Origin of the sequence: Pseudooceanicola sp. (genome assembly GCF_041987405.1) — a bacterium.
Classification (GTDB): Bacteria; Pseudomonadota; Alphaproteobacteria; order Rhodobacterales; family Rhodobacteraceae; genus Pseudooceanicola.
The window spans coordinates 167653-191183 of record NZ_JBHIWR010000004.1; the positions used below are offsets into that span (position 1 = coordinate 167653).

The following is a 23531-nucleotide window of genomic DNA, read 5'->3' on the forward strand; positions in this document are numbered from 1 at the left end:
TGCCCTGCACGCCGCCGGAGCCTTCGGGATGACGCCACCACGCGAAAACCAAGCCGGAGAAACCGGCCAGACTAAGGGCTTTCTTCCCGCTGCCGATCCCGCCGATGTGCCCTCCGGTCGCATCCCGCTCTACCGGATCGGGCTCGGCCTGCTGCTGCTGGCCACAATCGTTCTGGTCGGGTCTCTGCTGATTGATGTGCGGTCCAAACTGGCGGAGCTGGCATCTTCCCCGCAGGACAATGTCCAATGGACGCTCTCGCAATTCGAGGTGGAATCGCTCGCTTTCGCACTGGAGGTGGAGCGTGCCCAGACCGACACAGCCGCTGACCTGACAGACCTGCGCCGCCGCTACGATATCCTCTACTCCCGCACCCGCACGCTGAGCCAGAGCGACATCTATCGTCAGGCCTTCGCGGACTCCCAGCTGACCCAGGGGTTCGAGACGATCGCCGAAGAGGTCTATGGCCTCGCCCCCCTGATCGACAGCGAAAATCCCGCCCTGATCGCCGCCCTGCCCGACATCGCCGCCCGCCTTGCCGCAATGCGGCCTGCCATCCGGGCCATCATGACCGAAGGCAACCGCGCGCTCGTCCACCATTCCGACGCCTCGCGGCGGGAGGTTTCCGACGTTCTGATGCGCCTGACCGTGGCGACGGCCTTCCTCCTGATCGTCCTGACGACAATGGTCGTCCAGTTTAGGCGGCTGGCGACCACCTCCGATCGCAACCTGCGCGAAAACCTCGCCACCTCCGCCCGGCTGGAGGCGATCTTCAACACCTCCCGCGATGGCATCGTCGTTGTGGAGCAGGACGGCCGCATCGCCGGGTTGAACCGCGCCGCGCTCGATCTGTTCGAACGCACGGCGGAGGACATGCACGGCGCGGATATCGGCAAGGTGCTGACCCGGCAGGTCGACACCGGGGCCGAAGCGCTGACCGGCAGAGCGCTCTTTGACATGGCCGCATCCGACCGCCACACCGGCATCCGCCTGAAGGCCCTGCGTCCGGGCGGCGCCAGTTTCCCGGTGGAAATCTCCGTCGATACCTCGCCGCTGGAACGCAGGCCGATCTGTGTCTGCATCATCCGCGACATTTCCCATCAGACCGCCATCGAGGCGGAGTTGAAAACATCCCGCGACCGTGCCCGCGCCGGAGAACGCGCCAAGGCCCGGTTCCTGGGCATTGTCAGCCACGAGATGCGCACGCCGCTCAACGGCATCCTCGGCACCCTCGACCTGATCGAGGAGGAAACCGCCCCCGCCCGCTACGGCCCTGACGACCTGCGCGACACCTACCTGCCCGTGCTGCGCAACTCTGCCGAGGCAATGCTGGCACTGGTCAACGACGTGCTGGACATCACCCAGATCGAGGGTGGGATCCGCCTAAACCCGCGCCCCTTCGACCTCGACCGGATGCTCGGTGACCTGATGCTGGCCGAAAAGGCCCGCGCGCAGAGCTTTGGCAATACGCTGGAAATCCTCGGCACGGATCCCGTGGGCGTTGTGCTGGGCGATGCGGACCGTCTGCGCCAGGTGCTGGCCAATCTTTTGGGCAACGCGGTCAAATTCACCCGCAACGGACGCGTGACGCTAGAGGCGGTGCGGCTTGATCCCGCAACCGTCGAGATCCAGGTCAGCGACACCGGCTTTGGCATGACCGAGGTCGAACAGGCGCGCGCCTTTGACGATTTCTTCCGCACCGAACGCTCCGTCAATGAACAGGTGCAGGGCACTGGCCTGGGCCTCGGCATCGCGCGATCGCTGACCCACGCCATGCGGGGCGAGATCGGGCTGGAAAGCGTACCCGGCGAGGGTACGCTCTTCTGGCTGCGTCTGCCCCTACCCTCCGCGACGTTACCCTCGCCCCCACCCGATCAGCGCCCCGAGGCCATCATGACCCGCTCTGCCCGGGTGCTGCTGGTCGAGGACAATGCCACCAACCGCTTCATCGCGCGGCGTTTGCTGGAAAACGACGGCCATTCGGTGGTGGAAGCCGAAAACGGCGAAGCCGCGCTCCACGCCGCCGGGGCGGAGCGGTTCGATCTGATCCTGATGGATATCTCCATGCCGGTCCTCGACGGCATCACCGCCGCGCAACGGATCCGGGACAGCGAGGGGCCGAACCGCAACACCAGGATCACCGCCCTCACGGCCCATGTCACCGGCGGGCTGGACGAACGCCGCACCCGGTCGGTCATGGACGCGGTCTTGCAGAAACCGCTGGACCGCCGCGCCCTGCGTCGGGACGTTCAGATCGCGCTGGACGGCCTCGTTCCCGCCGAAGCGGGCCAGCGCGAACCGCCCCTGACCGGGCTGGATCCGGCGACCGCAGCACGGCTGACCGACAGGTTCCTCCGGGAGACTGACGCGGAGCTGGCCACCCTCGCAGATCAGCTCTCACAAGGCGCCTTGCCCCCGCTGCCCGACCTGGCCGCACGGCTGCATGACCTCGCCGGCGCCTGTGCCAGCTTTGGCGCCACAGCGCTCCACGACCTCTTCGTCAGCGGGGAAACCGCTGCGCGGGCCGGAGACGAAGACGCTGTCAGCCAGTCCATCCGCGCAGCCATCGACACCTGGCCCGAGGCAAGACGTCAGTTGGCAGACAGCCGTCCCGTCACCCCCGAATGACGCAACGACAAGCAGCGCCCTCAGCAAAAGCTTGACCTGCGCGCGTATTCCGGCACACTAGACCAAACGGTCTAATAGGAGGTGACCATGCACGACTGGAATGACCCCGACCTGCTCGCCCGGTTGAAAGCCCACTCCGCCGCACAAGGGTTCAACGCCTGGCTCGGCATGACGCCGGTCGCCGTCGGCAATGGCCGGGTGGAGATGACCGTCGCCGTCAAACCCGAGATCTGCCAGCACCACGGCTATGTCCACGGCGGCGTTGTCGGCGCGCTGGCCGATGCCGCCTGCGCCTGGGCCGGGGCTGCGGCCTCTGGCGCGGATGTGGTCACGGCAAACTACACGCTGCACTTCCTGGCCCCCGCCGTCGGCGAGGTTCTGCGTGCCAAGGGCCGCGTCATCCGCTCCGGCCGCACGCTGGTCACTGTGGAATCCGAGGTCTGGGCGGAGGCCGAGGGCAAGGAGCCCAAGAAAGTCGCCGCCGGCATGGCCTCCATCGCCGTGCTGCCCGCCAGACAGCCCGAGGCCGCATGACCCGGCAGGGCCAGGAAACCCGCCAGCGGCTGATCCGCGCCGCGCTGTCGCTCTATCAGTCGCAGGGCTATCACGCGACGGGCGTCGCGGCGATCCTGTCCCATGCCGGGGTACCCAAGGGCTCGCTCTATCATCATTTTCCCGGTGGCAAACTGCAGCTGACCATGGCCGTGGTCGATTGGCTGGCCCGGGAAATGGCGGATCGCTTCGACCGCGCCGCGACGGGCAGCATTCCGGCGGGCAAACAGATCCTGCGCCTCTTCACCGACACCGCCGCCTGGCTGGAGGGGCACGACTATACCCAGGGCGCGCTGCTTGCCCTATTGGCGCAGGAGGTGGAGCCGAACGAGACAGAGCTGCGCAGCCGCATCGCCCAGGTCTATCGCGATGCCACGACCCAGCTGTCCCAAGCGTTGGAGGCCGGTGGCGCGGCCCGGCCGGAGGATCTGGCGATCACGGTGCTTTCAACGCTCGACGGGGCCATCGCCCGCGCGCGCGCACAACGCTCCACCGCCAGCCTGCACCGCTGCGGCGAGATGATGGCGGAGGTTGCGAAACGCGCCTGACCCGCGGCCTGGGTCTGGCTCAGGCGAACAACTCGTGCGCCAGTTCCAGCGCCTCGATCAGCACATCGACCTCGGCCTTGGTGTTGTACATGCCAAAGCTCGCGCGGCAGGTGGCATTGAGGCCCAGATGCTCCATCAGCGGCCCGGTGCAATGCTGCCCGGCGCGCACCGCCACCCCCTTCTTGTCGAGGATGGTGGAGATGTCATGCGCATGGGCCGCCCCGTCCAGCGTGAACGAGAAGATCGCCCCCTTGCCCGGCGCCGCCCCCTGAATTTGCAGCCAGTTCAACCCCTTGAACCGTTCCATCGCATAGCCGGCAATCTCCGCCTCATGGGCGGCGATCCGGTCCATGCCGATCTCCATCAGGTAATCCAGCGCCACGCCCATGCCGATCGTCTGCACGATGCCCGGCGTGCCGGCCTCGAACTTCATCGGCGGGTCGTTCCAGCTCACCGTGTCCTTGGTGACCTCGCGGATCATGTCGCCACCGCCCATGAAAGGCCGCATCTCCGCCTGCCGCTCCGCCCGCGCGTACATCGCGCCAGACCCGGAGGGACCATAGAGCTTGTGCCCGGTGATCGGATAGAAATCACAGCCCAGGTCCTGAACATCCACCGGCCTGTGCACCGCTGCCTGCGACCCGTCGATGACCGAGACGATCCCCCGCTCCCGCGCGGCATGGCAGATCGTCTTCACATCGACGACCGTGCCCAGCACGTTCGACATATGGGTGACGCAGACCATCCGCGTGCGCGGCCCGAAGGCGTCGATCACCTTTTGCGGGTCCAGCGATCCATCCGGTTCCGTATCGACCCATTTCAGCACGACGCCCTGGCGTTCGCGCAGGAAATGCCAGGGCACGATATTGGCGTGATGCTCCATCACGCTCAGCACGATTTCATCGCCCGGCTGCAGATGCGGCGCAGCCCAGCCATAGGAGACGAGGTTCAGCCCCTCCGTCGTGCCGGAGGTAAAGATGATCTCATCCTCCGACCCGGCATTGAGGAACCGCGCGACCTTGGCCCGGACGCTTTCGTATTTCTCGGTCGCGAGGTTCGACAGATAGTGCAAGCCACGGTGAACGTTGGAGTATTCCTCCGAATAGGCCTTGGAGATCGCGTCGATCACCACCTGCGGCTTCTGCGCCGAGGCCCCGTTGTCGAGATAGACCAGCGGCTTGCCGTTCACCTCACGCGACAGGATCGGAAAATCCTTCCGGATGGCCTCCACATCAAACATCAGATCTCTCCGTTAGGGACAGGCGGGGTCAGGCCGAAGACGGCCGACAGGATCGACAGGACAAGCACCATGCCGATGAAGGTCATCACCAGCGTGGCGATGGACTTGGGGATCGTGAAGGCATGCGCCACAGCCACGAAGTTGAAGATGATCCACAACCCCCAGAGCCCCAGGGCGGTCGAGGCGATCCAGCCCAGAAACGGCACCACGATGGAAATCAGCGAAATCGCCACCTGCGCTGCAAAGCGCAGTGCCTGCAACCAGACGGTCATCTTCGCAACGTGATCCAAATCGCCCGTTCCGCCCAGCACCCGGCCGCAGACCGTGGTCAGCGCCACCATCCCGAAGAAGACCACCAGGATGAACAGCGTCACCATCACCGGCGCGCCCGCCAGTTGGGCCGAGATCAATCCGGCATCCGCCAGTCCCGGCAGCAGCAGGGAATAATACAACCCGTTGAGCACGGCGATCAGTGCCAGGCCCAGCCAAACCGCCTGGCTCGGCACCGGGGTCGCCAGGACCTGCCCCGCCGCCTTGGCCGGGGACAGTACTGTTTCAATCGCCAGCGATTTCACGCGATCCATTGTCATGCCCGTCCCCTCTCAACCGCGACCAGCCCGGCCAACCAGAACCACAGAAACACGCCGAGCGCCAGCAGACCCGTCAGCGCGGATTGCACGCCCGGCCCGACGAACCCTTGCGTCAACCCGTTGAGCAGAAAGACAGGCGAAGCCGCCAGCAAGGCCCAGAACAGCGCCATCCGCGTCGCATAGGCACCGCCCTGTCCGCCCAGCACGCGGGCGACCAGACGGCTCAGCCCGGCCAGCGCATAAAGGATCAGCGGCAGGATGAAGACCAGCGCCATGAGCGAACCACCCATGAGCATCTCCAGCTCCGCCCCCGTCTCGTGCGCCTGCCGCGCCAGACGGGGCCATTGCGCCACGAACAGCAGCACACAGCCCGCCATGACCACGGCCAGCGCCCGGTCCTCACGATCCCCCGCCGCCAGCCTGCGCCGCAAGACGGCGACCGGCCCGCGATAGGTGGCCGCAATATCGCGCATGATCGACATCAGCCGCGGCGGCGCTCCAGCCAGGCTTCGACGCGGGTGAGGATTTCCTCGCCCAGCCCCTCGTCCTCGATCTCCTGCACCGCTTCGGCCAGGAACGCCAGCGTCAGCAGGTCGGTCGCCCGCCCTTCCGGCACCCCGCGCGACCGCAGGTAGAACAGCGCCTGCTCGTCAATCGCACCGGAGGTGGAGCCGTGCGAACAGGCCACGTCATCGGCATAGATCTCCAACTCCGGCTTGGCGAGGAACTGACTGTCCCCGTCCAGCAGAAGCGACTGGCTGATCTGATAGCCATCCGTCTTCTGAGCGCCTTCCTTCACCAGGATCTTGCCCTGGAAAACACCGGTCGCCCCGTTCCGCAGCACCTTCTTGAACACCTGACGGCTTTCGCAGTTCACCGCGTCATGGGTGACGAAGACCGTATCGTCATGGTGGAAGTCACCGTCGCCCATGCAGGCCCCGGCCACATGCGCCACCGCATCGTCGCCGGTCAGCTCCAGCACGCATTCGTTGCGCGTCATCCGGCCATTGGCGGTCAGGGTGAAGCTCTTGAAAACGCTCTCGGTTCCCAGACGGGCAAAGATATGCGTGGCCGCCTGCCGCTCATGATCCCGGCCCTGCGCCCGGACATGGTGGAAGGTCGCCTTGTCGGCCACATCGACCTCCAGCACCTTGTTGAACCGCGCCGCGGCCGGCCCGTTTTCCAGCAGCGTCAGTTCCGCCCCGGCGTCCAGCTTCACCACATGGTGCAAGATAGCGTCGGAGGTCTCGCTGCTGTGTTCATAGCTCAGCGCGATCGGCTTGGTCACCTTGTCGGTCACATGGATCAGCAACCCGTCGGTCGCATAGGCGGTGTTCAGAGCCGCCAGCGGACGCACGACAGGGGACTGACCCCGCGCCTCCAGCACACCGTAAAGGTCCCGCGCCCAGTGAATGTCGGCGGCGGCCACATCGGCCAGCCGGTCGATCCGCACCCCCGCCAGCTCCAGATCGTCGGAGGCCTCGGCGTCAAAGACACCATCCACGAAAACCACCTTCACCCGGTCCACCGCGTCAAAAAGCGGCACGTCATCGCCGCCGTCGAACACCTGCGCCGGTTCCGCCTGGGCGGAGGTCAGCCCGTCAGGCCGGGTGAACTTCCAATACTCGTCGCGCCCATGAGGCAGACCCTGGGCCACAACACGGTCGGCAGCGGACTGGCGTGCCGCGGCGGACCAGCCTCCGCTCGCCACCGTGCCCAGCACGGCCAGACGCGCGCTGGTCCTGTCCTGGCGTTGTTCTACGATACCTGCTCGCGCGGCCATTACTGCACCTCCGCCATCAGATCGGCATAACCGTTCTGCTCGACTTCCAGCGCCAGCTCGGGACCGCCGGTCTTGATGATGCGGCCATCGGCCATGATATGCACGACGTCGGGTTTGATGTGGTCCAGAAGGCGCTGATAATGCGTGATGACCAGGAACCCACGCCCCGCGTCCCGCAGCGCGTTCACCCCTTCGGAAACCAGGCGCATCGCATCCACATCAAGGCCCGAGTCCGTTTCGTCCAGGATGCACATCCGCGGGGCCAGAACGGCCATCTGCAGGATCTCGTTCCGCTTCTTCTCACCACCGGAGAAGCCGACGTTGACCGGACGCTTCAGCATATCCGCGTCGATTTTCAGCGCCTTGGCCTTCTCGCGCACGAATTTCAGGAAATCGGTCGCCGACATCTCCTCCTCGCCGCGCGCCTTGCGCTGTGCGTTCAGCGCGGTGCGCAGGAAGGTCATGTTGCCGACACCGGGGATCTCCACCGGATACTGGAACGCCAGAAACAGGCCCGCCGCCGCGCGTTCTTCGGGCTCCATGTCCAGCAGGTCATCGCCGTCCAGCGTGGCGGAGCCCTCGGTCACCTCGTATCCGTCCTTGCCCGACAGCACATAGGAGAGCGTCGACTTGCCCGAGCCGTTCGGACCCATGATCGCATGCACCTTGCCCGCCTCGACGGTCAGGTCGACACCCTTGAGGATCTGCTTGTCCTCTTCTTCGAGTTTCACGTTCAGGTTCTTGATTTCCAGCATCGTCTTTTCCTTTTGTCTCGCCCTCACAGGGACGCGCAGATCAGTTCAATCACCCGCAACAGCCGGTCCTGCGGAACCGCCATGGGGGAAACGTCGAAATGGGCCATCCGGCCCGTCATCTCGGGGGTGCCGAGAAACTCTTCAACCCGGTGATAGGCCTTGCGGTCCGCGTAATCGTCGAACAGCACCGTCACCGGTTTTTGCGTGCGGAACGCCGTGGCCAGCGCGCAGCCGACCCGGAACCGCCCGTCGATCAGCACCACATCCGGCGCGACACCGCTGTCCCAGATCTTCAGTGGATAGCCAGGAAACCGCCGCCACTGGCTTTCATCCTGCGGATGGCCCCAGTCCCGCGTCGGCCCGATATCCGCATGCACCACCTCAACCGCGCTCTGGCCGGGGTTTTCGGCAAACCAGTCGCGCATCATCTGCGCCCAGTCCGGGTCGCTTTCCACGCTGACCACCCGCTTGCCCGGCAGTTCCGAGGCCAGGACCGTCGATCCGCCGGACCCGTATTCCAGAATGCACCCCGCCCCCGCATAGGCCTGACGCAGCACGGCGGCCTCGGCCTCCGGCAGCATAAGTTCGGGGCGCGTGACGCCCTCTATCCGGGGGGCGGCGGACATTTACTCGACCACCACCGCCGTGCCGGAGACGGAGACCATCAGCATACTGTCGCCCACCACCTCGTAATCCAGATCGACCCCGACAACGGCATTGCCACCCATGGCCCGCGCCCGCGCCTCCAGCTCCTGCATCGCCGTGTCGCGCGCATCCTGCAGCTTGGCCTCATAGGCGCCCGACCGGCCGCCCACGATATCGGTGATCCCGGCAAAGAAATCGCGCACCACGTTCGCGCCCATGATCGCCTCGCCCACGACGATCCCGCGATAGTCGATGATGCGCTTGCCTTCGATGGTGTTGGTCGTCGTGATGATCATTCCGATTTCCTTTTTGCCAGCCAGGCTGTGACCGCCCAGTAACAGGGGACAACTATGATAGTGGAGAGCACCTGCTGGCCCCACATGACCCTGCCGATCAGCCAGAGGTCGATCAGCGCGGTCGCGGCGAAATAGACAACGGCGAAAAGCGCCGCCCCTCGGGCCGTCGCCTTGAACGCCGCGCCATAACTCACCCCACGGACCCTTCCAGCGAAATCGCCACAAGCTGTTGCGCTTCCATGGCAAATTCCATCGGCAGGGCCTGCAGCACCTCGCGGCAGAAGCCGTTCACCACCAGCGCGACCGCCTCTTCCTCGTCCATGCCGCGCTGGCGGCAGTAGAAGAGTTGATCGTCATCGACCTTCGATGTCGTCGCCTCGTGCTCCACGCGGGAAGAGTTGTTCTTCACCTCGATGTAAGGAACCGTATGCGCCCCGCATTTGTCGCCGATCAGCAGGCTGTCACACTGTGTGTAGTTCCGGCTGTCCTTGGCCTTCGGGTGCATCGACACCAGCCCGCGATAGGTGTTCTGCGCCTGACCCGCGCTGATGCCCTTGGACACGATCCGGGACTTCGTGTTCTTGCCCAGATGCACCATCTTGGTGCCCGTATCGGCCTGCTGCCAGTTGTTGGTGATCGCGATCGAATAGAACTCACCCTGGCTATCGTCGCCGCGCAGGATGCAGGACGGATACTTCCAGGTCACCGCCGATCCGGTCTCCACCTGCGTCCACATCACCTTCGACCGGTCACCCCGACAATCGGCACGCTTGGTGACGAAGTTGTAGATGCCACCCTTGCCGTTCTCGTCGCCCGGGAACCAGTTCTGCACGGTCGAATACTTCACCTCGGCGTCTTCCTCCGCGATGATCTCCACCACCGCCGCATGCAACTGCGAGGTATCGCGCTGCGGCGCGGTGCACCCTTCGAGGTAGGACACGTAAGAGCCCTTGTCCGCGATGATCAGCGTGCGCTCGAACTGGCCGGTGTTTTCCGCATTGATCCGGAAATAGGTCGACAGCTCCATCGGGCAGCGCACGCCCGGCGGCACATAGACGAAAGAACCATCAGAAAACACGGCGGAATTCAGCGTCGCGTAGAAGTTGTCGCTGACCGGCACGACGGACCCGAGGTATTTCTTCACCAACTCCGGATGTTCCCGGATCGCCTCCGAAATCGAACAGAAGATCACACCCGCCTTCTTCAGCTCCGCCTGAAAGGTCGTGCCCACGGAGACGGAGTCGAACACCGCATCCACGGCGACCTTGCGGCCCGTGTCCCGGCCCTGCGCCGGGACCTCGTCCGCCCCTTCGACCCCCGCCAGGATCATCTGCTCTTTCAGCGGAATGCCCAGCTTCTCATAGGTCGCCAACAACTTCGGATCGACCTCGTCCAGCGACTTGGGCTTCACCTCCATGCTCTTCGGGCGGGCGTAGTAATACTGTTTCTGGAAGTCGATTTCCGGGTAGTCGATCATCGCCCAGTCCGGCTCTTCCTTGGTCTTCCAGCGCTCGAAGGCCTCCAGACGCCATTGCAGCATCCATTCCGGCTCTTCGTTCTTCTCCGAAATCAGGCGAACGATATCTTCGTTCAGCCCCATGGGGGCATATTCCGTCTCGATCTCGGTGTCCCAGCCGTACTTGTAGGTGCCGATCGCCTTGACCGCATCCACCGTCTCCTGGTCGACGCCCTCTTTCACCTGCGTGTCGTCAATCGTGCTCATCTCGCGTCCTTCCTCCGCGCGGCCTCAGGCGGCCCGTGCGCGGTGTTTCTCCAGTTGCGCCAGCCAGGCATCGGCAAAGCGCGTCATCTCGTCTTCCGTCGTCCGGGGGCCAAGCGACACGCGAATTGCGCTGGCCGCCGCCCCCTCGTCATATCCCATGGCCCGCAGCACGCGGCTCGCCCGGACCTTGCCCGAGGAACAGGCCGATCCGGCCGACACCGCGAACCCCTTGAGGTCCATCTGCATCACCTGCGTCTCGCCCTTCCAGCCCGGCGCGATCAGGCAGCTGGTATTGGGCAGGCGTTCCGCCCCGGCCCCCGCTATAGCCACATCCGCGGCGGCGTCCAGAACCCGCGCCTCGAAACCGTCGCGCAACGCGCGAACCCGGTCCCAGGCCCCGCTGTCTAGCTCGGCCAACGCGGCCTCTGCCGCGGCCCCGAACCCGGCGATGCCGATGACATTCTCGGTCCCCGCCCGGCGGCCCATTTCCTGCCCGCCCCCGGTCATCCGCGCCACCACATCCGTGCCCCGCTTCAGCACCAGCGCGCCGATGCCCTTGGGACCGCCGATCTTATGGGCGGATATAAGCGCCATGTCGCAGCCCAGCCAGTTGAAGGCCACGGGAATTTTACCAAAACCCTGCGTCGCATCGCAGACCGACAGCCCCTGAGGCAGATCCTGCAGCACCCCGGTCTCCGAATTCGCCAGCTGCAGCGTCCCGCGCGCCGCATCCTGCACCTGCACGCGCCCGTCACGATCCACCGCCCATTCCGCCGAAATCCTGCTGCGAACCGCATCATGTTCGATCTCGGCGCCCAGCACCTCGCGCCCCGCCAGGGCCAGATCCGCCGCCTCCGTCGCGCCGGAGGTAAAGACGATATCCGCCCCCTCCGCCCCAAAGGCCGCCGCGACCTGCGCCCGCGTCTTTTCGATCAGCGCCTTGGCCGCCCGCCCCTCCGCATGCACCGACGACGGATTGCCCAGCACATCCATCGCGCGGACCATCGCGGCCCGCGCCTCCTCCCGCAACGGCATTGTCGCGTTGTGATCCAGATAGACCCGCGTCATCAGCCAACCCGCCCGGGTTTCTTTTTGCCACAAGTATCCTGGGGGGAAGGCCGGGCCGCAGGCCCGGACGGGGGGCAAAGCCCCCAGACCCGCAGGCCCATATGCCGGACAAACGCGCTCATGCCTCTTCCTCATCCACCACGGCAAAGAGGTTCGGCACCGCCGGGCAAGGCGCCAGGCCATTGCCGATCACATCCGACAGCCGCGCCTGATGCAGGAACACATAGACATGCGCCGACAGGCTCTGCCACAACCGGTTGGTCACCGATTGCGCCTTGGTCCCCGACAGGCCCCCGCTGGCCCCCGCGCCCGTCTGCATCGCGTCGATGGATTCATCCACCGCCGCGAGAACCTCGATCACCCGGATCTCCGACGCCGGCCGGGCCAGCTTGTACCCGCCACCGGGCCCCCGCACGGATGAGACCAGCCCGCCCCGGCGCAGCTTGACAAACAGCTGCTCCAGATAGGGCAGAGAGATATTCTGCCGCTTGGACACCTCGGCCAGCGTCACCAGCCCCTCGCCCGATTGCAACGCGATATCCGCAAGCGCGACCATGGCATAACGTCCCTTGGTGCTGAGTTTCATGGCCCAAGACCCTTTACGATTCGCGAATTCATTGACGTTGCCGGAACAAGAGCTTATCTCGCTTCAAGCCGTCAAGCAGGGGGTCAGCCCCGCTTTAGAATCTTTCTAAGGTGTCCGAGTTATTTCGTCAAGAAACCGGGCGCCACACAGGAGACATTGATGCCCGAGGTGATTTTCCCCGGCCCCGAAGGCCGCCTAGAAGGCCGTTATCACCCGCAGAAGGAACGCGACGCACCGATTGCCATCATCCTGCACCCGCATCCGCAGTTCGGCGGCACGATGAACAACAAGGTGGTCTACAACCTCCACTATGCCTTCCATCGCATGGGCTTCACCGTGCTGCGCTTCAACTTCCGCGGCGTCGGACGCAGCCAGGGCGAATATGATCAGGGCGTGGGCGAGCTGTCCGATGCCGCCTCCGCACTGGATTACCTGCAATCGATGAACTCCAATTCCAAGCACTGCTGGGTCGCGGGGTTCTCCTTCGGGGCCTGGATCGGCATGCAATTGCTCATGCGCCGGCCGGAGATCACGGGCTTCATCTCCGTCTCCCCGCCCGCGAACATGTACGATTTCTCTTTCCTCGCGCCCTGCCCCTCCTCAGGGCTGATCATCAACGGCTCCTCCGACCGGGTCGCCCCGCCGGCGGACACCACCACGCTGGTCGGCAAGTTGCAGGAGCAGAAGGGCATCACCGTCACCCACGAAGAGGTCAGCGGCGCCGGCCATTTCTTCGAGGATCCCTACATGGACCCGATGATCGAGACGGTCACCGACTACGTCAAACGCCGCCTGACCGAGTCCTCCCGCTGATGTCTGCCAGCACGGAACGGATCGCGGCCAAGCTGGCCGATGAAGCCATCGAGGTGATGAACCAGACCGGCAATGAACGGTTCTATGTCGAGGTCGCGCAACTCATCGGCGCGGCCTCGCAGACCCTCGAAGAGGCCTTCCTGACCGAGGTCCGCGTGCGCCTCGCCGCGCGCAAGGCCATGACCTTCATCAAGAAACACAAGCAACCCGGCGCATGAGCCGCCTCGACGCCCAGATGGCCTTCCTGGCCGAGGCCGAAAAGCTGCGCACCATCCTGCGCGCCACGCCGATCGGCGACAATTCCCGGCAGGAAAACTCGGGCGAGCACAGCTGGCACATCGCCCTCTATGCGCTGATCCTCGCCGAACACGCGCCCGAGGGCGTGCAGATCGACCGGGTGATCCGCATGCTGCTGATCCATGACATCGTGGAAATCGACGCGGGCGACGTGCCGATCTACGCCCAGACCGCCGAGGGACAGGCCGAAACCGAGGCCAAGGAGCAGCGCGCCGCGGAACGGATCTTCGGCCTGCTTCCGCAGGATCAGGCCCGCGACCTCATCACTCTCTGGCAGGAATTCGAAGCAGCCGAGAGCCCCGACGCCGTCTTCGCCAAGTCACTCGACCGCTTCCAGCCGCCCAACCTGAACCTCGCGGTCGGCGGTGGCTCCTGGACGACCTACAACGTCACCTTCGACGTGCTCGACCAGCGCGTGGGAAAACCGGTCCGACGCGGCGCCCCGGCCCTCTGGGACTGGATCGCCCCGAAAATCCGCGCCGTGCTGGGCTCCCATTGACATCTTGCGCCAACCGGATCGCCTGCTAGCCTTCGACCGAACTATCGGAGGTGGCACTTTGGACACATATTATGATCTGGGAACCTACAGCTTTCCCGTCACCACCTCCTCGCCCCAGGCCCAGCTCTGGTTTGATCGCGGTCTTCTCTGGACCTTCGGTTTCAACCACGAGGAGGCCATCGTCTGCTTTCACCGCGCGCTGGAGCATGACCCGGATTGCGCCATGGCCCATTGGGGTATCGCCTACGCCGCCGGGCCGAACTACAACCTGCCCTGGCGCCTGATGGACGATCACATGAAGGCCGGGGCGCTCTCGCTCGCCTGGCCTGCACTGCAATCCGCCCTTGCCCTGGCCGACAGAACAGGCCCCGTTGAACAGGCCCTGATCCGCGCCCTCTCGTCCCGCTACCAGTCCGAGACCCCGGTCGAAAACATGTCACCCTGGGACGATGCCTTCGCGGATGCGATGCGCGCCGAACATGCCGCCATGCCGGACCAGCTGGAAATCGCCTGCATCCTCGCCGAAGCCATGATGACCCGAACGCCCTGGCTGATGTGGGACCTGCCCAGTGGAGACCCGATGCCGGGTGCGGATACGCTGGAATGCATGGCCCTTCTGGAACGCGCCATGGGTTTGCCCGGTGGTGCCGATCACCCGGGCCTAACCCACCTCTACGTCCACCTGATGGAGATGTCGCCGACCCCGGAAAAGGCCCTGAAGGCTGCCGATGTCCTGCGCCGCCGCGTCCCCGACGCGGGCCATCTTGTCCATATGCCGACCCATATCGACATGCTCTGCGGCAACTACGCCGATGTGCTTTTCTGGAACGAACGCGCCATCGAGGCCGATCTGAAGTATTATGACCGCGAGGGCGGCGTGAAGTTCTACACCGGCTACCGCCAACACAATTATCATTTCGCCATCTACGGCGCGATGTTCCTGGGTCAGATCGAGCCCGCCCTTCGCGCCGTGCGCGGCCTTGCCGAAACCACCCCGGCGGAAGCGCTCAAGATCCAGTCCCCGCCCTATGCCGACTTCTGGGAAGCCTACCTCGCGATGGAGCCGCATGTCCTCATCCGCTTCGGCCGATGGAACGACATTCTCCAGATGGAGCTGCCCGAAGATCCGGCCACCTATGCCACGCTCAACGCCACGCTCCTCTATGCGAAGGGCCTGGCCCACGCCGCCCTTGGACAGGTGCCCGAGGCGCTGGAAATGGAGCAGAATTTCCTCGCCGCCCATGTCCCCGAAACCCGACGCATCCACAACAACACCGTCACGGATGTCCTGGCCGTCGCGAGGGAGATGCTGCGGGGGGAAATCCTCTACCGCGAGGAACAATACGAGGAAGCCTATGCCGCCCTGCGCCGTTCCGTCGCGTTGGAGGACGCCCTGAACTATGACGAACCTTGGGGCTGGATGCAGCCAACCCGCCACGCCCTGGGCGCGCTGCTATACGAACAGGGCCGTGTGGCCGAGGCGGAGGAGGTCTATCGTCAGGACCTTGGCCTCGTGGCCGGACTTCCGCGCGCCTGCGTGCATCCCGACAATGTCTGGGCCCTGAAAGGTCTGCACGATTGTCTGGCCGCGCGCGGCGAAACGGTCGAGATCGCCCAAGTCCGCCAGCGGCTGGATTTCGCCCTCGCCCGCGCGGATACGGAGGTGGCCGCATCCTGTTTCTGTGCCCAGGCCGCAATGGCCTCGTGCTGCGGCTGATTCCACCCTTCATCTTGCCAGAAATACTCCGGGGTCCGGGGCAGCGCCCCGGGGTCTGAGCAATCGCTCAGCCCGTCTTCACCGCCTCGGCATATTTCGCCAGGTCCTGGGCTATCGCAAACGCCCCCTTGATCTTGTCGGCGTTGGATGTCCAATCGCGCCGCACCACGATCTTGTTGTCCTTGACCTTGGCCAACCCCTTCTGCGCCTTGATGAAATCCACCAGGCCCTGCGGGTTTGCAAACTTGTCGTTGTGGAATTGAACAGTCGCACCCTTGGGCCCACCATCCAGCTTGGCAATCCCCGCCCGCTTGCACATCGCCTTGATCCGCACGACCAGCAGCAGCGTGTTGACCTCCTTCGGCAGCTTGCCGAAGCGGTCGATCAGTTCGGCGGCGAAGCCCTCCAGCTCCACCTTGGTCGAGAGCGACGACAGACGCCGGTAGAGGCCCAGACGCAGGTCCAGGTCGGGCACATAGTCCTCGGGGATCAGCACCGGCACGCCCAGGTTGATCTGCGGCGCCCATTGGTCGTCCGCCTCGGTCAGCCCCTCCAGTTCGCCCGCCTTGATCTTGGCAATCGCCTCTTCCAGCATGGTCTGGTACAACTCGTACCCCACGTCGCGCATATTGCCCGACTGTTCCTCGCCCAGAAGGTTCCCCGCCCCGCGGATATCCAGATCCTGCGAGGCCAGCGTGAACCCGGCGCCGAGCGTATCGAGCGAGCCCAGAACCTTCAGCCGCTTCTCCGCGCTGTCCGTCAGCCGCACCCGGGGTTTCGTCGTCAGATAGGCATAGGCGCGGGTCTTGGCCCGCCCCACACGCCCCCGGATCTGATAGAGCTGTGACAGGCCGAACATATCCGCCCGATGGACGATCATCGTGTTGGCGGTCGGAATATCCAGCCCCGATTCCACGATTGTCGTCGCCAGCAGCACGTCAAACTTGCCGTCGTAGAAGGCATTCATCCGCTTGTCCAACTCGCCCGCGGCCATCTGGCCATGGGCGGTGACATAGCTTACCTCCGGAACTTCGTTCTTCAGGAACGCCTCGACCTCCGCCAGATCGGAAATGCGTGGCACCACATAGAAGGACTGCCCCCCGCGATAGCGTTCGCGCAGCAGCGCCTCGCGGATGGTGACCGCGTCGAACTCCGACACATAGGTGCGGATCGCCAGGCGGTCGATCGGCGGCGTGCCGATGATCGACAGATCCCGCACCCCCGACAGCGACAGCTGCAGCGTCCGCGGGATCGGCGTCGCGGTGAGGGTCAGCACATGCACATCGGATTTCAGCTGCTTGAGCCGTTCTTTGTGGTTCACCCCGAACCGCTGCTCCTCGTCCACGATCAGCAGGCCGAGGTTCTTGAACCGCACGTTCTTGGCCAGCAGCGCGTGGGTCCCGATCACGATATCCACCGTGCCCTTGGCCAGCCCCTCCCGCGTGCGCTCCGCATCCTTGTGCGAGACGAAGCGCGACAAAGGCGAGACCTGCAAGGGGAAGCCCCGGAACCTCTCCGCAAACCCTTGATAATGCTGGCGCGCCAGCAGGGTCGTCGGTGCGATCACCGCGACCTGAACGCCCGACATGGCGGCGACAAAGGCCGCGCGCAGCGCCACCTCGGTCTTGCCGAAACCCACGTCGCCGCAGATCAGCCGGTCCATCGGATGGCCCGAATCCAGATCGGTCAGCACATCGTCGATGGCCGACAGCTGATCATCCGTTTCCTGATAGGGAAAGCGCGCCTGAAACGCATCCCAGGCCCCGTCCGGCGGATCCAGAATCGGCGCTTTACGCAGCGCCCGTTCCGCCGCGACCCGGATCAGCCGATCCGCCATCTCGCGGATGCGTTCCTTGAGCTTGGCCTTCTTGGCCTGCCAGGCACCGCCGCCCAGACGATCCAGCAACCCTTCCTCATGGCCGTATTTCGACAACAGCTCGATATTCTCGACCGGAAGGTAAAGCCTTGCGTCGTCCGCATATTCCAGCACGAGACATTCATGCGCCGCGCCCGCCGCGGTAATGACCTCCATCCCGTGGTAGCGGCCGATCCCGTGGTCCACATGCACCACCAGATCGCCGGGGCTGAGCGACTGCGCCTCGGTCAGGAAATTCTCCGCCCGCCGCTTCTTGCGCGCGCCCCGGATCAACCGGTCACCCAGCACATCCTGTTCCGAAATCACCGTCACACGCCGGTCCCGCCAGGGCCCTTCGAACCCGGCCTCCAGCGCCCAGACTGCCAGATGCAGCCCGGTCTTGCCGATCCCCTCGGCATTGCGGATATGCACCGCGCCTTTCAGCCCCTCATCCTCGATTAACCCGTCCAGACGCTCCCGCGCGCCCTCGGAATAGGAGGCGATGACCACCGGCCCCTCGGCCATCTTGGTCTTCACATGCGCGGCCAGAGCCCCGAAAAGACTGACATTCTCCAACTGCCGCTCGGGCGAGAAATTGCGCCCGACACGCCCGCCCGCATCCACCACACCGGGGCCGGAGGCGCGGGGTAGCGGCGACATCTGCACCCGCCGGTGACCGGCACTCGCCGCATCCCAGGCGGCCTCGTCGAGGTAGAGCAACCCGGGCGGCACCGGCTTGTAGACGGAATCCATTCGGTCGCGTTTTTCCAGCGCCAGGCGGCGGGTCTCATACTGATCCTTCACCGCCTCCCATCTCGCCAGACGCGCCGCCGTTACCTGATCGTCCATCATGACAGAGGCATGGGGAAGGTAATCGAAAAGCGTCTCCAGCCGCTCGTGGAAAAAGGGCAGCCAATGCTCCACCCCCTGATGCTTCCGCCCCGCGCTCACCGCCTCATACAGCGGATCATCCGTGCCGGCCGCGCCAAACTCGATCCGGTAGTTCTGCCGGAAGCGCGTGATTGCCGCCTCGTCCAGGATGACCTCCGACACCGGGGCCAGTTCCACCACATCCAGCTTTTCCGTCGTGCGTTGCGTACCCGCATCGAACCGTCGCGCCCCGTCCAGCACGTCCCCGAAGAGATCCAGCCGCACCGGCCCGCCCTCGCCGGGCGGATAGATGTCGATAATGCCGCCACGCACCGCGTAATCGCCCGGCTCTGTCACCGAATGGGATTGCGAGAACCCCATGCGCACCAGAAAATTGCGCAGCGCCGCCTCGTCGATCCGCGATCCGACCCGGGCGGTAAAGGCCGCCTCCTTCAGCACCTCGCGCGCGGGCACCCGCTGCGTTAACGAGTTGACAGTTGTCAACAACACGAACCGTTCCGGCATCCCGTGCACCAGCGCCGCCAGCGTCGCCATCCGCGTGGCGGAGACATCGGCATTGGGCGAGACACGGTCATAGGCCAGGCAATCCCAGGCCGGGAACTGCACCACCGGCATGGCTGGGTCAAAAAACCGCAGCGCATCCGCCATCGACGCCATGCGCCGGTCATCCAGCGCCACATGCATCACCGGCGCCCCGCGCTTGGCGACCTCCGCCAGAATGAGAGAGGCATCGTACCCTTCAGGGGCGCCCCCGAGGGTGATCTTGTCACCGGTCTCTGACATCTCAGCCTCCCAGAGCGCCGAAAGAGAAGTTCTGGAACATGCCCCACATCGTGGTGACAAAGATCGACGCCATGCCGATCAACTGCACCGTCATCCGATGCGCATGCAGCCGACGATAAAGTTCCTCGCCCTCGGGATGCGTGGCGTCGATGATCCGGGCGGAGCGGATCGAGAGCAATCCCACCACCGTCATCGGCAGGGCCAGCAAAAACAGGGCCTGTGCGAATTCGACCGCATAGCCGAAACCCAGCACCGCCAGCGACGTCAGCAGAAAGCAGACCAGCACGATCAGCACCAGGCCCGAAACCTCGGCCACATGCAGGATCCGGTCGACGTAGACCCGCACCAGCACAGCCACGTCATCCTCGAACTTGCCGCCCTTGCGCCGGGCGCGGGTGATCATGTCCCAGGGCACCCCCAGCACCCAGTGCGAGGCGGTCGACCACAACACGGCGAGCGCAATCCAGAACCAGAGGTTGGAGAAACTGCGCATGTCGATGACTTCGAAAATGGTCTGTGTCAGGTCCAACCCGCTGTCCTCATATCCGCCCTTGGGCCCGGGGACCCTCAGCCCGGAACAGACCCGCCGGGATTGGCCCACTTGTGGTGTGGAACATTCCATGCCACCCAATGGCGGTCGGATCAAGCAGATCACTACAAGGACGCGCCATGAAAGCCCCCGCCGCAGCTCTCTTTGCCCCCTTCCCCGCCGCCCGGTTCCGCCGCGCCCGCAAATCGCCCGCGATCCGGGCATTGATGCAGGAAAACGAGGTCTCGGTGAGCGATCTGATCTGGCCCGTCTTCCTGACCGAGGGCGAGAATATCCGCGAACCGATCCCCTCGATGCCCGGCGTGGTGCGGCATTCGGTCGATCAGGTGGTCGAGGCCGCGAAGGAGGCCGCCGATCTGGGCATCCCCTGCATCTGCCTCTTCCCCTACACCCCGATGGAGAAGCGCACCAAGGACTGCGCGGAGGCCTGGAACCCCGAAAACCTGACCAACCGCGCCATCCGCGCGATCAAGGCGGTCCGGCCCGAGCTGGCGATCATGACCGATGTCGCGCTCGACCCCTACAATATCGACGGGCACGACGGCTTTGTGGTGGATGGCGAGATCCTGAACGATGAAACCGTCGAGGCGCTGGTCAAACAGACCCTCAGCCAGGCCGAGGCAGGCGCGGATATCATCGGCCCGTCGGACATGATGGACGGCCGCATCGGCGCCATGCGCAGCGCGCTGGAGGCCGGGGGGCATACCAATGTCCTGATCCTCTCTTACGCCGCCAAGTATTCTTCGGCCTTTTACGGCCCTTTCCGCGACGCGGTCGGCGCCACCGGCGCGCTGAAGGGCGACAAGGCGACCTACCAGATGAACGCGGGCAATTCCGACGAGGCCCTGCGCCTTGTCACCCGCGACATCACCGAGGGCGCGGACTGGGTCATGGTGAAGCCGGGCATGCCCTATCTGGACATCTGCACGCGGGTGAAACGCGAACTGCAGGTGCCGACCTTCGCCTACCAGGTTTCGGGTGAATACGCGATGATCACCGGCGCGGCGCAGAACGGCTGGATCGACGGCGACCGCGCGATGGCCGAAAGCCTGCTCTGTTTCAAACGGGCGGGCTGCGACGGCATCCTGACCTATTTCGCCCCCGCCATGGCCCGCGCCCTAGGGCATTGAGCGGCAACGGACCGCCCAGACAGGCTAAAGATCGACAAGGGGTGGTGACTCCGCCGCCTCTTCCCTCTATATTTGCGACAGACCCGGAAAACGGGCAGATCGAGCAACGGCGCAGACGCGCCCCCAGACAGGCAGAAGCTATGTTGAAACTCACCCGTCGCGCCCTGGCGCTCTCCGCCTTTGCGGCCCTTGGCCTCACCGCCGCCTGTGGCAACGGTGTCGGCAACATGAACGGCCAGAAGATCGACGCCCGCGCCGATGCGACCCTTGGCCATCTCTTCAATCTACATCCCGAAGCGCGCGAAGTGGCCTCTAAATCCGTCGCCACGCTGGTCATGCCCGTCATCACCGAAGCGGGCTTCGGCTTCGGCGGGTCCTACGGACAAGGCGCCCTGCGGATCGACGGCGTGACGGTGGACTACTATTCCGCCGCCGCCGCCAATATCGGGTTGCAGATCGGCGCGCAGCAATATGCGCATGTGCTGTTCTTCATGACCCAGAACGCCCTGGAACGCTTCCGCCGGACCGAGGGCTGGGCTGTCGGCGCGGATATCGAATACGCCTTCTCCGACGACGGAGAGAACCTGCGCACCGACACCAACGCCGGTCTGTCGCCGGTTGTCGCCTATGTCTTTGCCCAGGCCGGTGCACGGTTTGGCGCGACGCTGGAAGGGCTGAAATATACGCGGATCATCCCCTGATCAATCGGAGAGAGGGGGCACACTCCCTCTCTCGCCCTCCCGGGACGGTCTTTCCGACCGAATGACGACCTCCGATTTGACCCTGCGGTCAATTCCCTCTGGACCTTCGACGCGTCTGGCGAAACACTCCGCCCGACGAAGTAGGAGGACAGGATGACCCAACAGGCTGGAAAACCCGGAGAAACGGGCGCGGATGCGCTGTGTGATACCTTGCTGGCGAACGGTGTGGACGTGTGTTTCGCAAACCCCGGTACATCGGAAATGCATTTCGTGGCCGCGCTGGACCGCAAGCAGCAGATGCGCTGCGTTCTGGGCCTGTTCGAAGGGGTCGTGACCGGCGCCGCCGACGGCTATGCCCGCATGGCCGGGAAACCGGCCGCGACGCTGCTGCACACCGGACCCGGATTGGCCAACGCATTGGCAAATATGCATAATGCCCGCCGCGCCAACACGCCCATGGTCAATGTCGTCGGCGATCATGCCAGCTATCACCTGCCCTATGACGCCCCGCTGACCTCCGACATCGAGAGCTTGGCGCGGCCCATGTCCGGCCATGTGCGTCGCATCGGCAGCGCCGCCGATGTCAGCGCCGCCACCGCCGAATCCATCGCCGCTGCCTCTCGCGCGCCCGGTTGCGTGTCGACCCTTATCCTGCCAGCGGACTACGCCTGGGGCAGCGCCCCGCAGGTCGCGCCGGTCAAGGCGGAGGTTCGAGCCCCCGCCGCGGCAGATCCAGGTCGTGTAGCAGCGGCCAGCAAAGCGCTGAAAAACGGTAAGAAAACCGTCGTTCTGCTTTCGGGCACCGCGCTGCGCGCCACCGCGCTGGAAACCGCGCAGGCCATCGCAGATGCCACCGGCGCCACCCTGATGGCCCAGCAATCCAACGGCCGGATGGAGCGTGGCGCGGGTCGGGTCCAGATCAACCGCGTGCCCTATCCCGTCGATCAGGCGATCAAGGCGCTGGAAGGTTTCGAACAGATCATTCTGGTTGGCGCGAAATTTCCTGTGATATTCTTCGGTTACCCGGGAAAACCTTCCACCCCCGTGCCCGAGGGATGCGAGCGGATCACCCTGGCCGATCCCTCTGACGATCTGCCGGGCGCGCTGGAGGCCTTGGCCTCAGAGGTCGGTGCAGGCCGCCCGACCCTCACCACCGCCCCGGCGATCCCGGATTTGACGACGGGCAAGCTGACGCCGGAAGCCATCGCGATCACCTTGGGACACAAGCTGCCCGAGAATGCGATCGTCTGCGATGAATCCGTGACCTCGGGCCGCGATTTCTTCCGCTTCACTTTTGGCAGCGCGCCGCATGACTGGCTGCAGGTCACCGGCGGCGCGATCGGTGGTGGTATGCCCCTGGCCACCGGCGCGGCGCTGGCCTGTCCGGACCGAAAAGTCATTAATCTTCAGGCAGATGGCAGTGCGATGTACACCAACCAGGCGCTCTGGACCATGGCGCGGGAGGAATTGGATATCTGCGTCGTCATCTTCGCCAACCGCCGCTACGCCATCCTGCAGGGCGAGTTGAAGGGCGTCGGCGCGGGCGAACCGGGGCGCAATGCGCAGCGGATGCTGGATCTGGACAAGCCGGCGCTGGACTTCGTGCAGATTGCCAAGGGAATGGGGGTCGATGCCGCGCGGGCCGAGACGGCCGAGGGGTTCACCGATCTCTTCGAGCGGGCGATGAAGACCACGGGCCCCTTCCTGATCGAGGCGGTGATTTAAGACCCGCTCTTAACCCTCTGTACCCACAGATAAAACCGATCATTCCGCAAAGAAAAGAGGGGCCTCCGAGGAGGCCCCTTTAGTGATCGGATCAGGCTCAGTAGTAGTACCGCCCGAAAATTTCTGCCTGCGGCCTGATCCTACAAGCGCGGCAAACG

The 23531-nt window shown here is 64.9% G+C and carries 23 protein-coding genes; 10 read left to right on the top strand and 13 right to left on the bottom strand.

What is annotated here, in order from left to right:
- Positions 1–28: 28 nt before the first annotated feature.
- The 3 genes from ACFC2Y_RS11915 to ACFC2Y_RS11925 all read left to right on the top strand — a co-directional run bounded on the left by ACFC2Y_RS11915 (position 29) and on the right by ACFC2Y_RS11925 (position 3726).
- Positions 29–2626, top strand: a complete 2598-nt coding sequence (locus tag ACFC2Y_RS11915) for an ATP-binding protein (RefSeq protein ID WP_375172851.1) — start codon at positions 29–31, stop codon at positions 2624–2626.
- A gap of 87 nt (positions 2627–2713) precedes the next feature.
- Positions 2714–3160, top strand: coding sequence for a PaaI family thioesterase (locus ACFC2Y_RS11920; RefSeq protein ID WP_375172850.1), 447 nt, complete (start codon positions 2714–2716; stop codon positions 3158–3160).
- Positions 3157–3726, top strand: a complete 570-nt coding sequence (locus ACFC2Y_RS11925; RefSeq protein WP_375172849.1) for a TetR/AcrR family transcriptional regulator — start codon at positions 3157–3159, stop codon at positions 3724–3726. The genes ACFC2Y_RS11920 and ACFC2Y_RS11925 overlap by 4 nt, the downstream gene beginning before the upstream one ends.
- 19 nt (positions 3727–3745) lie before the next feature.
- Here ACFC2Y_RS11925 and ACFC2Y_RS11930 read toward each other — a convergent pair whose 3' ends face one another.
- The 11 genes from ACFC2Y_RS11930 to ACFC2Y_RS11980 all read right to left on the bottom strand — a co-directional run bounded on the left by ACFC2Y_RS11930 (position 3746) and on the right by ACFC2Y_RS11980 (position 12412).
- The gene (locus ACFC2Y_RS11930) at positions 3746–4966 is read right to left on the bottom strand and encodes an aminotransferase class V-fold PLP-dependent enzyme (RefSeq protein ID WP_375172848.1); all 1221 of its coding nucleotides are present in this window, start codon (positions 4964–4966) and stop codon (positions 3746–3748) included.
- The gene (locus tag ACFC2Y_RS11935; protein ID WP_375172847.1) at positions 4966–5556 is read right to left on the bottom strand and encodes a YIP1 family protein; all 591 of its coding nucleotides are present in this window, start codon (positions 5554–5556) and stop codon (positions 4966–4968) included. Before ACFC2Y_RS11935 ends, ACFC2Y_RS11930 begins: the two co-directional genes overlap by 1 nt.
- Positions 5553–6038, bottom strand: a complete 486-nt coding sequence (locus ACFC2Y_RS11940; protein WP_375172846.1) for a YIP1 family protein — start codon at positions 6036–6038, stop codon at positions 5553–5555. The genes ACFC2Y_RS11935 and ACFC2Y_RS11940 overlap by 4 nt, the downstream gene beginning before the upstream one ends.
- Positions 6038–7339, bottom strand: coding sequence for a SufD family Fe-S cluster assembly protein (locus tag ACFC2Y_RS11945; RefSeq protein WP_375172845.1), 1302 nt, complete (start codon positions 7337–7339; stop codon positions 6038–6040). Before ACFC2Y_RS11945 ends, ACFC2Y_RS11940 begins: the two co-directional genes overlap by 1 nt.
- Positions 7339–8094, bottom strand: coding sequence for a Fe-S cluster assembly ATPase SufC (sufC, locus tag ACFC2Y_RS11950; RefSeq protein ID WP_375172844.1), 756 nt, complete (start codon positions 8092–8094; stop codon positions 7339–7341). The genes ACFC2Y_RS11945 and sufC overlap by 1 nt, the downstream gene beginning before the upstream one ends.
- 23 nt (positions 8095–8117) lie before the next feature.
- Complete coding sequence (locus tag ACFC2Y_RS11955; protein ID WP_375172843.1) at positions 8118–8720, bottom strand: hypothetical protein; 603 nt, start codon at positions 8718–8720, stop codon at positions 8118–8120.
- The gene (locus ACFC2Y_RS11960) at positions 8721–9035 is read right to left on the bottom strand and encodes a heavy metal-binding domain-containing protein (protein WP_375172842.1); all 315 of its coding nucleotides are present in this window, start codon (positions 9033–9035) and stop codon (positions 8721–8723) included. It abuts the gene before it with no gap.
- Positions 9032–9229: a hypothetical protein gene (locus tag ACFC2Y_RS11965; protein WP_375172841.1), complete on the bottom strand. Its 198-nt coding sequence runs from the start codon at positions 9227–9229 to the stop codon at positions 9032–9034. Before ACFC2Y_RS11965 ends, ACFC2Y_RS11960 begins: the two co-directional genes overlap by 4 nt.
- A complete protein-coding gene (gene sufB, locus ACFC2Y_RS11970) occupies positions 9226–10758 on the bottom strand; it encodes a Fe-S cluster assembly protein SufB (RefSeq protein ID WP_375172840.1) in 1533 nt (510 codons plus the stop codon). Before sufB ends, ACFC2Y_RS11965 begins: the two co-directional genes overlap by 4 nt.
- A 24-nt stretch (positions 10759–10782) precedes the next feature.
- On the bottom strand, positions 10783–11826 hold the full coding sequence (locus ACFC2Y_RS11975) for a cysteine desulfurase family protein (RefSeq protein WP_375172839.1): 1044 nt from the start codon (positions 11824–11826) through the stop codon (positions 10783–10785).
- Between the two features lie 118 nt (positions 11827–11944).
- Complete coding sequence (locus ACFC2Y_RS11980) at positions 11945–12412, bottom strand: Rrf2 family transcriptional regulator (RefSeq protein ID WP_375172838.1); 468 nt, start codon at positions 12410–12412, stop codon at positions 11945–11947.
- A 159-nt stretch (positions 12413–12571) separates the two neighbouring features.
- Here ACFC2Y_RS11980 and ACFC2Y_RS11985 point away from each other — a divergent pair, with 159 nt between their 5' ends.
- Genes ACFC2Y_RS11985 through ACFC2Y_RS12000 form a run of 4 tightly spaced genes read left to right on the top strand, consistent with a single transcriptional unit; the run spans position 12572 to position 15738 of the window.
- Complete coding sequence (locus tag ACFC2Y_RS11985) at positions 12572–13225, top strand: alpha/beta hydrolase (RefSeq protein ID WP_375172837.1); 654 nt, start codon at positions 12572–12574, stop codon at positions 13223–13225.
- Entirely contained in the window at positions 13225–13443 is a 219-nt protein-coding gene (locus ACFC2Y_RS11990) for a hypothetical protein (protein WP_375172836.1), read from the top strand. Before ACFC2Y_RS11985 ends, ACFC2Y_RS11990 begins: the two co-directional genes overlap by 1 nt.
- Positions 13440–14021, top strand: a complete 582-nt coding sequence (locus ACFC2Y_RS11995) for an HD family hydrolase (protein ID WP_375172835.1) — start codon at positions 13440–13442, stop codon at positions 14019–14021. The genes ACFC2Y_RS11990 and ACFC2Y_RS11995 overlap by 4 nt, the downstream gene beginning before the upstream one ends.
- A gap of 58 nt (positions 14022–14079) precedes the next feature.
- The gene (locus ACFC2Y_RS12000; protein ID WP_375172834.1) at positions 14080–15738 is read left to right on the top strand and encodes a hypothetical protein; all 1659 of its coding nucleotides are present in this window, start codon (positions 14080–14082) and stop codon (positions 15736–15738) included.
- A gap of 67 nt (positions 15739–15805) precedes the next feature.
- Here the strand turns inward: ACFC2Y_RS12000 and mfd are convergent, their stop codons facing one another.
- Both mfd and ACFC2Y_RS12010 read right to left on the bottom strand, forming a co-directional pair.
- The gene (gene mfd / locus ACFC2Y_RS12005; protein WP_375172833.1) at positions 15806–19267 is read right to left on the bottom strand and encodes a transcription-repair coupling factor; all 3462 of its coding nucleotides are present in this window, start codon (positions 19265–19267) and stop codon (positions 15806–15808) included.
- A gap of 1 nt (position 19268) precedes the next feature.
- Positions 19269–19796, bottom strand: a complete 528-nt coding sequence (locus tag ACFC2Y_RS12010; protein WP_375172832.1) for a component of SufBCD complex — start codon at positions 19794–19796, stop codon at positions 19269–19271.
- 140 nt (positions 19797–19936) lie between these two features.
- Between ACFC2Y_RS12010 and hemB the strand changes: the two genes are divergently transcribed.
- The 3 genes from hemB (at position 19937) to ACFC2Y_RS12025 (ending at position 23373) form a co-directional block, all read left to right on the top strand.
- The gene (gene hemB / locus ACFC2Y_RS12015; RefSeq protein WP_375172831.1) at positions 19937–20947 is read left to right on the top strand and encodes a porphobilinogen synthase; all 1011 of its coding nucleotides are present in this window, start codon (positions 19937–19939) and stop codon (positions 20945–20947) included.
- A 140-nt stretch (positions 20948–21087) separates the two neighbouring features.
- Positions 21088–21648, top strand: coding sequence for a YSC84-related protein (locus ACFC2Y_RS12020; RefSeq protein ID WP_375172830.1), 561 nt, complete (start codon positions 21088–21090; stop codon positions 21646–21648).
- A 153-nt stretch (positions 21649–21801) separates the two neighbouring features.
- Positions 21802–23373 (top strand): acetolactate synthase large subunit, encoded by a 1572-nt coding sequence (locus ACFC2Y_RS12025; protein WP_375172829.1) that lies wholly within the window; start codon positions 21802–21804, stop codon positions 23371–23373.
- The last annotated feature ends 158 nt before the right edge of the window (positions 23374–23531 follow it).

Coding starts and splice junctions, on each gene's coding strand:
- ACFC2Y_RS11915 (WP_375172851.1), top strand. CDS start 29: ATGACGCCACCACGCGAAAACCAAGCCGGAGAAACCGGCCAGACTAAG.
- ACFC2Y_RS11920 (WP_375172850.1), top strand. CDS start 2,714: ATGCACGACTGGAATGACCCCGACCTGCTCGCCCGGTTGAAAGCCCAC.
- ACFC2Y_RS11925 (WP_375172849.1), top strand. CDS start 3,157: ATGACCCGGCAGGGCCAGGAAACCCGCCAGCGGCTGATCCGCGCCGCG.
- ACFC2Y_RS11930 (WP_375172848.1), bottom strand. CDS start 4,966: ATGTTTGATGTGGAGGCCATCCGGAAGGATTTTCCGATCCTGTCGCGT.
- ACFC2Y_RS11935 (WP_375172847.1), bottom strand. CDS start 5,556: ATGACAATGGATCGCGTGAAATCGCTGGCGATTGAAACAGTACTGTCC.
- ACFC2Y_RS11940 (WP_375172846.1), bottom strand. CDS start 6,038: ATGTCGATCATGCGCGATATTGCGGCCACCTATCGCGGGCCGGTCGCC.
- ACFC2Y_RS11945 (WP_375172845.1), bottom strand. CDS start 7,339: ATGGCCGCGCGAGCAGGTATCGTAGAACAACGCCAGGACAGGACCAGC.
- sufC (WP_375172844.1), bottom strand. CDS start 8,094: ATGCTGGAAATCAAGAACCTGAACGTGAAACTCGAAGAAGAGGACAAG.
- ACFC2Y_RS11955 (WP_375172843.1), bottom strand. CDS start 8,720: ATGTCCGCCGCCCCCCGGATAGAGGGCGTCACGCGCCCCGAACTTATG.
- ACFC2Y_RS11960 (WP_375172842.1), bottom strand. CDS start 9,035: ATGATCATCACGACGACCAACACCATCGAAGGCAAGCGCATCATCGAC.
- sufB (WP_375172840.1), bottom strand. CDS start 10,758: ATGAGCACGATTGACGACACGCAGGTGAAAGAGGGCGTCGACCAGGAG.
- ACFC2Y_RS11975 (WP_375172839.1), bottom strand. CDS start 11,826: ATGACGCGGGTCTATCTGGATCACAACGCGACAATGCCGTTGCGGGAG.
- ACFC2Y_RS11980 (WP_375172838.1), bottom strand. CDS start 12,412: ATGAAACTCAGCACCAAGGGACGTTATGCCATGGTCGCGCTTGCGGAT.
- ACFC2Y_RS11985 (WP_375172837.1), top strand. CDS start 12,572: ATGCCCGAGGTGATTTTCCCCGGCCCCGAAGGCCGCCTAGAAGGCCGT.
- ACFC2Y_RS11990 (WP_375172836.1), top strand. CDS start 13,225: ATGTCTGCCAGCACGGAACGGATCGCGGCCAAGCTGGCCGATGAAGCC.
- ACFC2Y_RS11995 (WP_375172835.1), top strand. CDS start 13,440: ATGAGCCGCCTCGACGCCCAGATGGCCTTCCTGGCCGAGGCCGAAAAG.
- mfd (WP_375172833.1), bottom strand. CDS start 19,267: ATGTCAGAGACCGGTGACAAGATCACCCTCGGGGGCGCCCCTGAAGGG.
- hemB (WP_375172831.1), top strand. CDS start 19,937: ATGAAAGCCCCCGCCGCAGCTCTCTTTGCCCCCTTCCCCGCCGCCCGG.
- ACFC2Y_RS12020 (WP_375172830.1), top strand. CDS start 21,088: ATGTTGAAACTCACCCGTCGCGCCCTGGCGCTCTCCGCCTTTGCGGCC.
- ACFC2Y_RS12025 (WP_375172829.1), top strand. CDS start 21,802: ATGACCCAACAGGCTGGAAAACCCGGAGAAACGGGCGCGGATGCGCTG.